Source organism: Paraciimarium castrense LEGE 11436, from assembly GCF_056633055.1.
In genome coordinates this window covers 239777-252676 of sequence record NZ_JBSJOW010000005.1, presented here as the reverse complement: position 1 = coordinate 252676, position 12900 = coordinate 239777, and the positions used below count along the sequence as shown (strand labels likewise).

Genomic DNA, 12900 nt, shown 5'->3' with positions numbered 1-12900 from the left:
ATCGAGGACGTCGAACCATCCCCGCTGCGGCAAGCGTCCTGCAGCGATCGTCATGAGAAGCGCACTTCATGAAGCGTTACACCCGAATCGTAAGGGGCGGGGACCCGAACTGCGCCTCGTAGGGGCACGATTTGGGTACAACCACTCAGCTCCCCGCCCATCAGGCGCTCGCTTCTGCCGCGGCCCCCGCCGCCAGAGGCCAGAGTGGGCACCAGTCCCCCACCAACCATGTACGTCGTCGAGCTCTCCATCAAGCTCAGCCCCATGCCCGTTGCGGTGCAGCGCAAGGACCTCGCCGATGCCCAGAGCCTCTACGACACGGTGCGCCAGAGCCTTGAAGGCCATGGTCCGCGGATTCTGGAGCTCACCTGCGAGAAGGAAACCGACAAGAAGGTGAGCCTGCTGACCAGCGAGGTGGTGGCGGTTCAGGTCTATGAGAAGTCGGCCAGCGCCAGCAGCGGCAAGCGTCCAGGCTTCAGCTTCGAGGGCTGAGCCGAGCGCCATGCCCTCAGCCCAGGCACCGCCGCTCACGGTGGAGCGCCTCAGCTTCTCCTGGCCCAATGGCCAGGCCGCCCTGCGGCACTGCGCCCTGCAGATTCCCCGGCCTGGCCTGTGGATGCTGGTGGGCAGCAACGGCAGTGGCAAGAGCACGCTGCTGCGTTTGATCGCCGGCCTGCTCGAACCGCGTTCCGGGGCGATCACCAGCCTGGCGCGCCCCGCCCTGGTGTTCCAGAACCCCGACCACCAGCTGCTGCTGCCGAGCTGTGGCAGTGAGCTGCTGCTGTCGATCGATCCGGGCTTGCAGCGCCCCGAGCGGGAGGCCAGGCTGCAGGAGGTACTGGGGGCCGTGGGGCTGCCCGGCCTTGCTGCCCGGCCGATTCACACCCTCAGTGGCGGCCAGAAACAGCGCCTGGCGATCGCGGCGGCCCTGGCCAGCGGCGCCAACCTGCTGCTGCTCGACGAGCCCACCGCCCTGCTCGATCCAGACAGCCAGCAGGAGGTGCTGGGGCTGATCCGCCGACTCACCGCGGACGCGGGGCGCGGCCTGACGGCCCTGTGGATCACCCATCGGCTCGAGGAACTGCGCCACTGCGATGGCGCCGCCGTGATGGAGCGCGGCCACGCAGGACCCTGGCAGCCAGGCAGCGAGCTGGCGCAGCGCCTGGGCAGCCCCTTGCAGGGCGGCAAGCCCGAGGGGTAAGGTCTCTTGGCCGGTGATGCCGGCCGAACCCTGGTGGTTCGCCTTCCTCGGTAGCTCAGTGGTAGAGCGGTCGGCTGTTAACCGATTGGTCGCAGGTTCGAATCCCGCCCGGGGAGCTTGAGTGAGTCGTCTGGTGCCCACAGCCCGGGTCCTTTGACCGTGCTGATGACCGTGCTGAATGGCAACAGTGGCTCCTTTGGTGTGGCTGGGGGCTCAAGCCCCGGACGAGCCAAGCGACGCCGAGAGCTGAGCTGCTCTCAGGGGCCACTAGGGGAGCAAAATTGTCAATGCATGCCAGAAAAAGCCTGGAGTTACAACGAAGTTTTCCTAAGAAATCCTGAAGAAAACGGCTCTGGCTGGGGCCGGTAGCGTCCCAGAACGCCCGCCTGCACTGGAAACTGCCTGGACGGCCCCTGCGGGCAGGGCTTGTCCAACAGGTGCTGATCGCCCCATCCGCGAGTCCAGCGGGGACAATGGAGCCGCCGCCCTGCTCTGAGCCGCCAGGCCCAGGGCTGAAAGCGATGACCTCGTCCGTTCCCCCTGCTTCGCCCTTCATCAGCCATGAAGCCCTGCATCCTGCTGATCGAGGACGACGCTGACATGCGCGACCTGGTAGCCGGACACCTCGAGCACGGCGGCTTCGATGTGCAGAAGGCCGAGGACGGCATCAAGGGCCAGGCCCTTGCCCTGCAGTACGCCCCGGACCTGGTGCTGCTCGACCTGATGCTGCCCAAGGTGGATGGCCTCACCCTGTGCCAGCGGCTGCGCCGCGACGAGCGCACCGCCCGCATCCCGATCCTGATGCTCACCGCCCTGGCTGACACCAAGGACAAGGTGAGCGGTTTCAACTCCGGCGCCGACGACTACCTCACCAAGCCCTTCGACCTTGAGGAGCTCACTGTGCGAGTCAAGGCGCTGCTGCGCCGCAGCGAGAACGCCCCCCTCTCCACCAAGCACAACGAGATCCTCAGCTACGGACCCATCACCCTGGTGCCTGAGCGGTTCGAGGCCATCTGGTTTGACCAGGCCGTGCGCCTGACCCATCTGGAATTCGAGCTGCTGCACTGCCTGCTGCAGCGGCACGGCCAGACGGTGTCACCTTCCCTGATTCTCAAGGAGGTGTGGGGCTACGAGCCCGACGACGACATCGAGACCATCCGCGTGCACGTCCGCCACCTGCGCACCAAACTGGAGCCCGAGCCCCGCAAACCTCGCTTCATCAAGACGGTGTACGGAGCCGGCTACTGCCTGGAGCTGCCCAACGACGCCGAGCTCGCCCAGCTCACCCCGCTGGTGGCGCAGTCCCGCGCGGCCGTCCAGGCCAGTTAGGGGCCCAGGCCCTCATCCCGCGCCGGCCAGCTCGAGCAGCGCCACTTCCCAGGCCAGGCGGGGCTGCACATGGCCCAGCAGCTGACGTCTGAGCTGTTCGAGGCGCTGCACAGGCCAGGACTGATGCCGCTGGCGCCACAACAGCAGCTGCCACCACTGCAGCAGCCAGAGTTGCTGGTCAGTGTCGAGGGCCTCGCTCAGATCCCTGGCCAGCCCCAGGGCTTCGAGCGGATCGGCGCGGTGGGGCAGGGCCGCCAGGCGTTCCGTCAGCCCCGACGGCAGGGCCTGCCACTGCAGCCGGTGGGCCAGCAGGGCCCCCGGCGATCCGGCCGCCAGCTCCAACAGTTCCGCCGAGTCGGGTTCTGAAGGCTCGGGTTCAGCCACCAGCACCCTGGCCAGGCCCGCCGCATCCAGGCGGGCGAAGCGGATCTGCTGGCAGCGCGAGCGGATCGTGCTGAGCAGCTGCTCCGGCGCGGCACTGAGCAGCACCAGCCGTCCCCGGCCCGGTTCCTCAAGGGTCTTGAGCAGGGCGTTGGCCGCGGCCTCGGCCATCGCCTCGGCACAGCTGAGCACCACCATGCAGCCCGGGGCCTCCACGGGCGCGCGGGCCAGGAAGCGGGAGAGGTCCCTGATCTGCTCCAGGCGCAGCTGGGGCGGCTGGCGGCGACTGACGCCCCGCTCCAAGGCCTGGGAGGCCGGCACCAGCTGACCCTTGTCGAGGTAGGTGGGCTCCACCCAGAGCAGGTCCGGGTGATTACCGGCCTCCAGGCGGCGGCGCACGCTGGCGGACCCTTCGGGCCCGGCGATCATGCCCTCCAGAAAACGCCGCGCCACCAGGCTCCTGCCCACTCCTTCGGGCCCACTGAACAGGTAGGCCGGCGCCAGATGGCCACGGCCCAGGGCGGCCTCGAGCAGGGCCACCGCCCGCTCCTGGCCGTGCACATCGGCAAACAGGCTGGTCTTGGTGGGGGTCATGGCACTGGCCATGGCAGAGCCGCCAGCTGCCGCAGGGCCTGGCAGCAGGCCTCTGTGACCAGCTGGGACGGGGCCGCGGCATCGATGCGCCACCAGCCCGGTTGACGGGCCTGCTCGGCAAAGCCCCGGGCCACCCGCTCCAGAAACAGGGGACCCTCCGCCTCGATCCGATCGGCAGGCCGTGGCCCGCGGCGCCGCAGCGATTCCGCCAGGGGCAGATCGAGCCAGAGGGTGAGATCGGGCCGCAGTCCGCCGGTGGCCACCTGCTCCAGGGCGGTGATCAGGGCCAGATCCAGGCCGCGGCCATGGCCCTGGTAGGCGGCCGTGGAGGCACTGAAGCGATCGCTGAGCACCCAGTCGCCGGCGGCCAGGGCCGGCCTGATCGTCTGCTCCACGTGCTGGGCCCGATCAGCCGCGTAGAGCAGCAGCTCCGCCGTGCTCACCGGAGCCGCCTCACCGGGGGGATGGAGCAGCAGCTGGCGCAGGGCCTGACCCAGCGGCGTGCCGCCGGGTTCGCGGGTGACCTGCAGGCTGCGGCCCTCGGGCAGGCAACCGCGCCCCTCTCCCCGCAGCCAGCCCGCCAGGGCCTGCAGCTGGGTGCTCTTGCCGCAGCCATCGATGCCCTCCAGCACCACGAAGCGGCCGGGGCCGCTCATGGGCTGGAGGGCGCCAGGGGTTCGGCGGAAGCGCCGGCCTGGACGCGGAGGGCATTGAGCCCCAGGGCATTCAGCACCACCGTGATCGAGCTCAGGGCCATCAGCAGGGCCGCCAGGGGAGGGCTCAGCAGCAGCCCCCGGCTCGGCAGCAGCACGCCGGCGGCGATCGGCAGCACGATCAGGTTGTAGCCGAAGGCCCAGAAGAGGTTCTGGCGCACCTTGGCCATGGTGCGGTCGGCCAGCTCCAGGGCCTGGGGGATCCCATCGAGACGCTCCCCCAGCACCACCAGAGCTGCCGTGTCCTGGGCCACGCTGGTGCCTGTGCCCACGGCCACGCCCAGGTCGGCGGCGGCCAGGGCCGGGGCATCGTTGATGCCATCGCCCACCATCGCCACCGGGCCAGCGTGGGCCTGGAGGGCCTCGACGGCGGCCAGTTTCTGTTCAGGGGTCTGCTGCCAGGCCAGCTCCTGGGGGGCCAGGCCGAGGCTGGCGCCGAGGCGTCGCACCGGTTCGGCCCGATCCCCACTCAACAGGCCCAGGCGCAGACCGCGCTGCCGCAGGCGCGCCAGCACCCAGGCGGCCTCCGGCCGGCAGGGATCGTCAACGGCGATCAATCCCAGCAGGCTCTGGCCACTGGCCAGGGCCAGCACGCTGGCTCCCTGCCGCTCGAGCTGATCGCGGTGCTGGCTGGCCTCAGCAAGGCTGGCTTGACTCGCCCCTGGCAGCACCCAGTCGAGCCGCCCGAGCCGGAAGCTGACGCCTGCGATCACCCCCTCCACGCCGGCGCCGGCCCTGGTGTGGGCGCTCTGCAGCGGCAGCAGGGGCAACCGGCGGGCATCGGCCTGCTGCTGCAGTGCAAAGGCCAGCGGGTGGCGCGTGCCGGCCTCGAGACTGGCCGCCCACTGGAGCAGCAGCTCTGCCGAGGCCAGAGGCGCAGCGGGCCCGGCCGGGACACCGGGAGCAGGGGGCGCCGCGGCCAGCGCCACCACCGCCCGCACCAGGGGGCGTCCGCGGGTGAGGGTGCCGGTCTTGTCGAAGAGGATCGTGCGCAGCCGCGAGGCGGTTTCGATCGCGTCGCCGCCGCGGAACAGCAGCCCCTGCCGGGCGGCCACACCCGTGCCCACGGCAATGGCCGTGGGCGTCGCCAGCCCCAGAGCACAGGGACAGGCCACCACCAGCACGGCGATGGCGAGCTCCAGGGCGAGCGACAGGGGGGTGCTGGCCCCCGCGCCCAGCAGGCCGTGGGAGCCATGCACGGCATGGACCGCGCCCTGGGCGCCGGCGGGCTGCAGCACCTGGGGCCACAGGCCGGTGCCCCACTGCCACCAGAACAGGAAGGTGGCCAGGGCCAGGGCCAGCACCACCAGGGTGAACCGGCCCGCCACCCGGTCGGCCAGCCCCTGGATCGGGGCCTTGCGGGCCATGGCCCGCTCCACCAGCTGAACGATCCGGGCCACGGCGCTCTCCGATCCCGGGCGGCGCACCTCCAGCAGCAGTGGCCCCTGCAGGTTCAGGCAGCCAGCCCCCAGCTCGGCCCCTGGCTGCACCATCTGGGGGAGGGGCTCGCCTGTGAGCCCGGACACATCCAGGGACGACTCGCCCTCGAGCACCGTGGCATCGACGGGCAGCCGATCCCCCGGCAGCAGGCGGATGCGGTCGCCGGGGCGCAGGCCCCCGACACGGACCTGTCGCGCCGGACCGTCATCGATCACCAGCAGGGCCGTATCGGGCTGAAGCGCCGCCAGTTGCTGGAGGGCCTCACCGGTGCGGTAGCGGGCCCGCTCCTCCAGAAAGCGGCCGAGCAGCACAAAGCCCAGCAGCATCACGGGCTCGTTGAAGAAGCAGGGCAGGCCAGTGGACGGCCAGAGCAGGCCCACCAGGCTGGCCAGGTAGGCACTGATCACGCCGAGGCCCACGAGGGTGTCCATCGAGGGCAGCCCGGCCAGGGCGGAGCGGGCTCCGGCGATGAGGATGCCGCGGCCTGGTCCGGCCAGAGCCAGGCTGGCCACCACGGCATGGGGCCAATAGGAGCCGGGCTGGGGAGCCAGATGGCCGAGTGCTGACAGCAGCAGCAGCCCCAGGGCCGCCAGCAGCTGCCGCCAGCGGCTCCACCAGCCCTGCTGCTGCCTGCGGCCGGCCAGCGAGAGGTCCTGGCCGGAACCCTCCCGTAGCCGGGCCTCGAAACCCAGGGCCGCCAGGGCCTCCTGCAGCCCGGACACGCTGGCCTGGGAGCCGCGGGCGCTGGCCGGGCTGGGCTCGAGATCCACCCAGGCGGTGCGGGTGAGCAGGCTGACGCTGGCGTGACGCACCTCGGGCTGGGCCAGCAGCCGCCGTTCCACCGCCCGCACGCAGCCGCCGCACTTCATGCCTTCGATCTCCAGCAAGAGGGGCTCGGGCGACAGTGGAGGCAGGGGCGCAGCCAGACCCGGTGCAGACAACTGGGATCAGGCTAGGCCGCACGATCAGGCCTGGCCGATCCGCCGCCACCAGATCGGCCAGGATGGAGCCACTCGAAGCTCGCTGACCCGCCGGTGCCCCGCTCCCAACGCAACGACAACTTCATCGACAAGAGCTTCACGGTGATGGCCGACCTGATCCTCAAGGTGCTGCCCACGAACCGCCGCGCCAAGGAGGCCTTCGCGTACTACCGCGACGGCATGAGCGCCCAGGCCGATGGGGAGTACGCCGAGGCCCTCGAGAACTACGAGGAGGCCCTCAGCCTGGAGGACGACCCCAACGACAAGGCCTTCATCCTTTACAACATGGCCCTCGTGTTCGCCTCCAACGGTGAGCACCAGAAGGCGCTCGACTTCTACGGCCAGGCGCTGGACCTCAACAGCAAGATGCCCCAGGTGCTCAACAACATGGCGGTGATCCACCACCACCTGGGCTCGATCGCCGAGGAGAAGGGCGATGCGGATGAGTCAGACCGCTGCTACGACCTGGCCGCCGAGTGCTGGGCCAAGGCGATCCGCATGGCCCCCAACAACTACATCGAGGCCCAGAACTGGTTGAAAACCAGTGGCCGCGGCAGCGTGGACGTCTACTTCTGAGGTTCGCCGCGAGGGCCTGCCCCTGCTTTCAACCGGGCTCGTCCTCCTCCAGGCTGACCCCCAGGGCCGCCACCAGGGCCTCCGCCACGCTGCCCGCCTCCAGCACCTGCAGCCCCGCCACCCGGCCCGATCCGGCCAGGCCGCTGGCCCGGGGCACCACGGCCCGGGCAAACCCCAGCCGCTCCGCCTCCTGCAACCGCAGCTCCAGCTGGCCCACGGGCCGCAGCTGCCCCCCCAGCCCCAGCTCGCCCACCAGCACCGTGCCCGGCGGCAGCACCAGATCGCGGTAACTGGCCACCACCGCCGCCGCCACGCCCAGATCCGCGGCGGGCTCCTCCACCTCCAGCCCTCCGGCCACGGCCAGGTAGCAGTCGAAGCGCGACAGCGGCAGGCCCAGATGCTTCTCCAGCACCGCCAGGATCTGGTGCAAGCGGTTCACCGCGATGCCCGTGGCGCTGCGGCGGGGACTGGCGTAGCTGGTGCCGCTCACCAGCGCCTGCAGCTCCACCAGCAGGGGCCTGGTGCCCTCACAGGCCACGATCGTGGCGCTGCCGCTGCTGGGCTCCGCCCCCCCCAGGAACAGCTCACTGGGATTGCTCACCTCCGCCAGCCCCTGATCGCGCATCTCGAACACGCCGAGCTCGTGGGTGGCCCCGAAGCGGTTCTTCACGGCCCGCAGCAGCCGATGGCTGGCGAAGCGGTCGCCCTCGAAGGTGAGCACCGCATCCACCAGGTGCTCGAGCACCTTGGGGCCGGCCAGCATGCCCTCCTTGGTCACGTGGCCCACCAGCAGCACGGCCGTGTCCTGGCGCTTGGCGATGCGGGCCAGAGCGGCGGCGCACTCGCGCACCTGGGCCACCGAACCCGGAGCACTGGCGAGCTGGGCGTCGTGCAGGGCCTGGATGCTGTCGATGATCGCCACGGCAGGACGCAGGGCCTCCAGCTCCTGCAGGACCAGTTCGAGATCGGTCTCGGCGAGCAGCTGCACATCGGCCTCAGCGGCCTGCTCGGCCATCGCCAGGCGGCGCCAGCGCAGCTTCACCTGCTGGGCCGACTCCTCGGCGCTCACGTAGAGCACTGAGGCCTGCTCGGCCATCGCGCGGGCGCTCTGCAGCAGCAGCGTGCTCTTGCCGATGCCGGGATCCCCGCCCAGCAGCACCAGGGAGCCCGGCACCAGGCCGCCGCCCAGCACCCGGTCCAGCTCGCCATAGCCGCTGGCCAGCCGCTGCAGCGGCTGATCGCCGGCGGCCTGGATCGACTGAGACCGCCGCGGGCGTACCGCGGAGGCGGCCCCGGGGGCAGCGGGGGTGGCCCTCAGGCGGCGGTTGTCGCTGGAGCCGGCCTGCTCCACCAGGGTGTTCCAGCTGCCACAGGCGTTGCAGCGCCCGAAGAACTGGCGCGACTGGGCCCCACAGCTGCTGCAGACGTAGATGGAGAGGGGCTTGGCCACGGGCTGGCGGGCGGGGACTATGAAGAAAGGTGGCTTTGCATGAAATAAGAGCCCCTCTGGCCTTTTCAGTAGGGCGATCTGATGTACAGGCCGAACGGAGGAGATGACGGCGTCACCCACCAGTCCAGTTCGAGAGAAAGAGACGATCCTGGTCGTCGATGACGAGGCCAGTATCCGCCGGATCCTCGAGACCCGGCTGTCGATGATCGGCTACGAGGTGGTGACCGCCGCCGACGGGCTTGAGGCCCTGGAGCGCTTCCGCGAGCAGCCCCCCGACCTGGTGGTGCTCGACGTGATGATGCCTCGGCTGGATGGCTACGGGGTGTGCCAGGAGCTGCGCAAGGAATCCGACGTGCCGATCGTGATGCTCACCGCCCTCGGCGACGTGGCCGACCGGATCACCGGCCTGGAGCTCGGCGCCGACGATTACGTGGTGAAGCCGTTCAGCCCCAAGGAGCTGGAGGCCCGCATCCGCTGCGTGCTGCGCCGGGTCGAGAAGGAACAGGTGGCGGGCATCCCCAACTCGGGGGTGATCGGCGTGGGCGACCTGCGCATCGACACCAACAAGCGCCAGGTGTACCGCGGCGATGAGCGGATCCGACTCACCGGCATGGAGTTCAGCCTGCTGGAACTGCTGGTGAGCCGCAGCGGCGAGCCCTTCAGCCGCGGCGAGATTCTCAAGGAGGTATGGGGTTACACCCCCGAGCGTCACGTGGACACCAGGGTGGTGGATGTCCACATCTCCCGCCTGCGCTCCAAACTGGAGGATGATCCGGCCAACCCCGAGCTGATCCTCACGGCGCGGGGCACCGGCTACCTGTTCCAACGCATCGTCGATCCCGTTGCCCCCGAAGGAGCCTGAGAAGCGCACCAAACCGCGGCGGGCGATCCGCCGTCTGGTGATCTGGTATCGCCGCAATGCCGCGGTGACCTCCCTGGTCGGCACCGCCAGCACCGCCGCCAGCACGGCGGTGTCAGGGGCGGGAAGCGTGGCGGGTGTGGCCAGCAGCGCCGCCAACACGGTGCTGCAGCCCCTAGTGGTGGACCCCCTGCGGCGCCTGCAGCGGGGCCTGGGCGGGCCCGATGAGGACGTGCCCATCAACGACGCCGACCGCCTCTGGGTGGCCGTGGACGGCATGGGCGGCGACCACGCGCCCGGACCGATCCTGGAGGGCTGCCTGCAGGCCGTGGAGCGCCTGCCGCTGCGCATTCGCTTTGTGGCGGAAACCACCCCGCTGCAGGCTGCTGCGGCCGAGCTCGGGCTGCAGGGGAGGCTCCAGGACGCCATCAGCGCCGGGCTGGTCCAGCTGGTGCCCAGCGGCCCCTCGGTGGGCATGCACGAGGAGGCCACCGTGGTGCGCCGCAAGCGCGATGCCAGCATCAACATGGCCATGGACCTGGTGAAGCAGGGCCAGGCCACGGCGGTGTACTCGGCCGGCAACTCCGGCGCCGTGATGGCCGCCGCGATCTTCCGGCTGGGCCGGCTCAAGGGCATCGACCGTCCCGCCATCGGCGCCCTGTTCCCCACCAAGGACCCCGAGCAGCAGGTGCTGGTGCTGGATGTGGGCGCCAACATGGACTGCAAGCCCGAGTGGTTACTGCAGTTCGCCCTGCTCGGCAACATCTACAGCCGGGACGTGCTGCAGGTGGCCCAGCCGCGCATCGGCCTGGTGAACATCGGCGAGGAGTCCTGCAAGGGCAATGAGCTCTGTCTGCGCACCCACGGGCTGCTGAGCACCGAACCCCGCTTCCGCTTCGCCGGCAACTGCGAAGGGCGGGACATTCTCTCCGGCGCCTTCGACGTGGTGGTCTGCGACGGCTTCACCGGCAACGTGCTGCTGAAGTTCCTGGAGAGTGTGGGCAGCGTGCTGCTGGATGTGATCAAGGTGGAACTGCCCAGGGGGCGCCGCGGCAAGGTGGGCTCGGCCTTCCTGATCAACAACCTGCGCCGCATCAAGAAGCGCCTCGACCACGCCGAGCACGGCGGCGCTCTGCTGCTCGGCGTGGACGGCGTGTGCGTGATCGGCCATGGCAGCAGCAAGGCCCTCTCGGTGCTGAGTGCCCTGCGGCTGGCCCACTCGGCCGCCAACCACGGCGTGATGGAGAATCTGCACGCGCTCAGCCAGGAAAGCGGCGCTGTGGCCTGTGGTTGACTGAGCCCACTTGTGGGTAGCCCGCCCTTGGCCCTCGGCGTTTCGCTCTCCCAGGCAGAAACCCAGGGCAGGGCCACAACGGGCATGGCCCTGGTGGGCTGTGGCAGTGCCGTGCCCAGCGCCAGCGTCAGCAACGAGGATCTGAGCCTCCGGGTCGATACCAGCGATGCCTGGATCCGCTCCCGCACCGGCATCGGGGCGCGCCGGGTGTCGGGGCCGGATGAGCCGCTGACGGTGCTGGCGACCCAGGCCGCCGCGGCCGCCCTGGCCCATGCCGGCTGGCGGGCTGAGGATCTCGATCTGATCCTGCTGGCCACCTCCAGCCCCGACGACCTGTTCGGCACGGCCCCCCTGGTGCAGGGTCAACTGGGCGCGGTGAACGCCGTGGCCTTCGATCTGACGGCGGCCTGCAGCGGCTTTCTGTTCGCCCTGATCACCGCGGGGCAGTACATCGCCGCCGGGTCCGTGCGCCGGGCCCTGGTGATCGGCGCCGACCAGCTGAGTCGCTGGGTGGACTGGGACGATCGGGGCACCTGCGTGCTGTTCGGCGACGGCGCCGGCGCCGTGGCGGTGGAGGCCTGTGCGCCTGAAGCCACGGGACTGCTGGGCTTCCGGATGCGCTCCGACGGCTCCCGCAACGCCTGCCTCACCCTGGCCCAGACCGACGAGCAACAGCCGCTGCTGGATGGGCTCACCAGCCAGCGCGGCGGATTCGCCGCCATCCAGATGAACGGCCAGGAGGTCTACAAGTTCGCCGTGCGGGAAGTGCCCGCGATCCTCGCCGAGCTGCTGGAGAGCACGGGCACGGGGCCGGCAGAGCTGGACTGGCTGCTGCTGCACCAGGCCAACCAGCGCATCCTCGATGCCGTGGCGGAGCGCTTCGCCGTGCCCCGGGAGCGGGTGCTGAGCAATCTCGCCGCCTATGGCAACACCTCGGCCGCCACCATCCCGCTGATGCTGGATGAGGCCGTGCGCGATGGCCGGGTGCAACCGGGCCAGCTGCTGGGCAGCAGTGGCTTCGGAGCGGGCCTGAGCTGGGGGGCCGCCCTGCTGCGCTGGTCTGGTCCCCAGGCCGGCACCAGCCCCGAGCTCTGAGGGTGTGGGTGGGGCCTGGCCGTAGCCTCTGGCGTTGTGATCAGGGGCAGCGGGATGGGAATTGCCTGGGTGTTTCCCGGCCAGGGTTCGCAGAAACTGGGCATGGCCGCAGGCCTGCTGGAGCTGCCCGGGGCGCGACAGCGTTTCGACCAGGCCTCGGCGCTGCTGGGCCGAGACCTGCTGGCGATCTGCGCCGGTGAGGCCGAGGGCGAGCTCAGCGACCTCAACGACACCCGCAACACCCAGCCGGCCCTGTTCGTGGTGGAGAGCCTGCTGGTGGATGGCCTGCGGGCCCAGGGGCGGCAGGCCGATCTGGTGGCTGGACACAGCCTCGGCGAACTGGTGGCGCTCTACGCCGCCGGAGTGTTCGATGTGACCACCGGCCTGGAGCTGATGCGCAGCCGCAGCAGCCTGATGGCCTCAGGCGGCGGTGGGGCGATGACGGCGGTGATGGGATTCGAGCGCGCGCTGCTGGAGAAGCTGGTGGCCGCCAACCCGGCGGTGGTGATCGCCAACGACAACAGCAGCGCCCAGGTGGTGCTCTCGGGAACGCCCGAGGCCGTGGCGCAGGTGAGTGAGGCGCTGCACTGCCGGCGCGCCATGCCCCTGGCGGTGAGCGGAGCCTTCCACTCCCCGTTCATGGCGGAGGCCGCCGAGGCCTTTGCCCGCCAGCTCGAGAACGTGCCCTTCGCCGATGCCAGCGTGCCCGTGCTCAGCAACACGGACCCCACCCCTGAAACCCGCGCTGAAGCGCTCAAAGCCAGGCTGGGGCAGCAGATGACCACGGGCGTGCGCTGGCGCGAGACCATGGCCCAGTGTGAAGCGGCCGGCATCACCACGGCCGTGGAGATCGGCCCTGGGGCGGTGCTCAGCGGACTGTTGAAGCGCAGCTGCCCCGGCATCAGCACGGCCCAGATCGCCGGCCCTGCCGACCTGGGCCTGTGAGCCGCTCCGGACTGCGCCCGGGCAGCCGGCCGGTCAACGCCGT

At 70.6% G+C, this 12900-nt stretch carries 12 protein-coding genes and 1 tRNA gene; 9 read left to right on the top strand and 4 right to left on the bottom strand.

Annotated features, from left to right (window positions below; genetic code table 11):
- Positions 1–228 precede the first annotated feature (228 nt).
- The 4 genes from ACWJIO_RS09805 (at position 229) to ACWJIO_RS09790 (ending at position 2530) form a co-directional block, all read left to right on the top strand.
- Entirely contained in the window at positions 229–492 is a 264-nt protein-coding gene (locus ACWJIO_RS09805; RefSeq protein ID WP_480313164.1) for a UPF0367 protein family, read from the top strand.
- Between the two features lie 10 nt (positions 493–502).
- Positions 503–1201, top strand: a complete 699-nt coding sequence (locus ACWJIO_RS09800) for an ABC transporter ATP-binding protein (protein WP_480313163.1) — start codon at positions 503–505, stop codon at positions 1199–1201.
- A 44-nt stretch (positions 1202–1245) separates the two neighbouring features.
- Positions 1246–1317: transfer RNA gene (locus ACWJIO_RS09795), tRNA-Asn, on the top strand.
- A 445-nt stretch (positions 1318–1762) separates the two neighbouring features.
- The gene (locus tag ACWJIO_RS09790) at positions 1763–2530 is read left to right on the top strand and encodes a response regulator transcription factor (protein WP_480313162.1); all 768 of its coding nucleotides are present in this window, start codon (positions 1763–1765) and stop codon (positions 2528–2530) included.
- Positions 2531–2542: 12 nt separating this feature from the next.
- On the opposite strand, the gene ACWJIO_RS09785 is transcribed toward ACWJIO_RS09790, so the two are convergent.
- Genes ACWJIO_RS09785 through ACWJIO_RS09775 form a run of 3 tightly spaced genes read right to left on the bottom strand, consistent with a single transcriptional unit; the run spans position 2543 to position 6599 of the window.
- Positions 2543–3505 carry a DNA polymerase III subunit delta' gene (locus tag ACWJIO_RS09785; RefSeq protein ID WP_480313161.1) on the bottom strand — a complete coding sequence of 321 codons (963 nt, stop codon included), beginning with the start codon at positions 3503–3505 and terminating at the stop codon, positions 2543–2545.
- Positions 3502–4161: a dTMP kinase gene (gene tmk, locus ACWJIO_RS09780; protein WP_480313159.1), complete on the bottom strand. Its 660-nt coding sequence runs from the start codon at positions 4159–4161 to the stop codon at positions 3502–3504. The genes ACWJIO_RS09785 and tmk overlap by 4 nt, the downstream gene beginning before the upstream one ends.
- Complete coding sequence (locus ACWJIO_RS09775) at positions 4158–6599, bottom strand: heavy metal translocating P-type ATPase (protein WP_480313158.1); 2442 nt, start codon at positions 6597–6599, stop codon at positions 4158–4160. The genes tmk and ACWJIO_RS09775 overlap by 4 nt, the downstream gene beginning before the upstream one ends.
- Before the next feature lie 93 nt (positions 6600–6692).
- Here ACWJIO_RS09775 and ACWJIO_RS09770 point away from each other — a divergent pair, with 93 nt between their 5' ends.
- Positions 6693–7214, top strand: coding sequence for a photosystem I assembly protein Ycf3 (locus ACWJIO_RS09770; protein WP_480313157.1), 522 nt, complete (start codon positions 6693–6695; stop codon positions 7212–7214).
- 28 nt (positions 7215–7242) lie between these two features.
- On the opposite strand, the gene radA is transcribed toward ACWJIO_RS09770, so the two are convergent.
- Positions 7243–8664 (bottom strand): DNA repair protein RadA, encoded by a 1422-nt coding sequence (radA, locus tag ACWJIO_RS09765; protein WP_480313155.1) that lies wholly within the window; start codon positions 8662–8664, stop codon positions 7243–7245.
- Between the two features lie 103 nt (positions 8665–8767).
- Between radA and rpaB the strand changes: the two genes are divergently transcribed.
- The 4 genes from rpaB to fabD all read left to right on the top strand — a co-directional run bounded on the left by rpaB (position 8768) and on the right by fabD (position 12857).
- Entirely contained in the window at positions 8768–9526 is a 759-nt protein-coding gene (rpaB, locus tag ACWJIO_RS09760) for a response regulator transcription factor RpaB (RefSeq protein ID WP_480313153.1), read from the top strand.
- Positions 9507–10817, top strand: coding sequence for a phosphate acyltransferase PlsX (plsX, locus tag ACWJIO_RS09755; RefSeq protein ID WP_480313151.1), 1311 nt, complete (start codon positions 9507–9509; stop codon positions 10815–10817). The genes rpaB and plsX overlap by 20 nt, the downstream gene beginning before the upstream one ends.
- Positions 10818–10901: 84 nt before the next feature.
- Entirely contained in the window at positions 10902–11912 is a 1011-nt protein-coding gene (locus ACWJIO_RS09750) for a beta-ketoacyl-ACP synthase III (protein WP_480313187.1), read from the top strand.
- Positions 11913–11966: 54 nt separating this feature from the next.
- A complete protein-coding gene (gene fabD / locus ACWJIO_RS09745; RefSeq protein ID WP_480313149.1) occupies positions 11967–12857 on the top strand; it encodes an ACP S-malonyltransferase in 891 nt (296 codons plus the stop codon).
- The last annotated feature ends 43 nt before the right edge of the window (positions 12858–12900 follow it).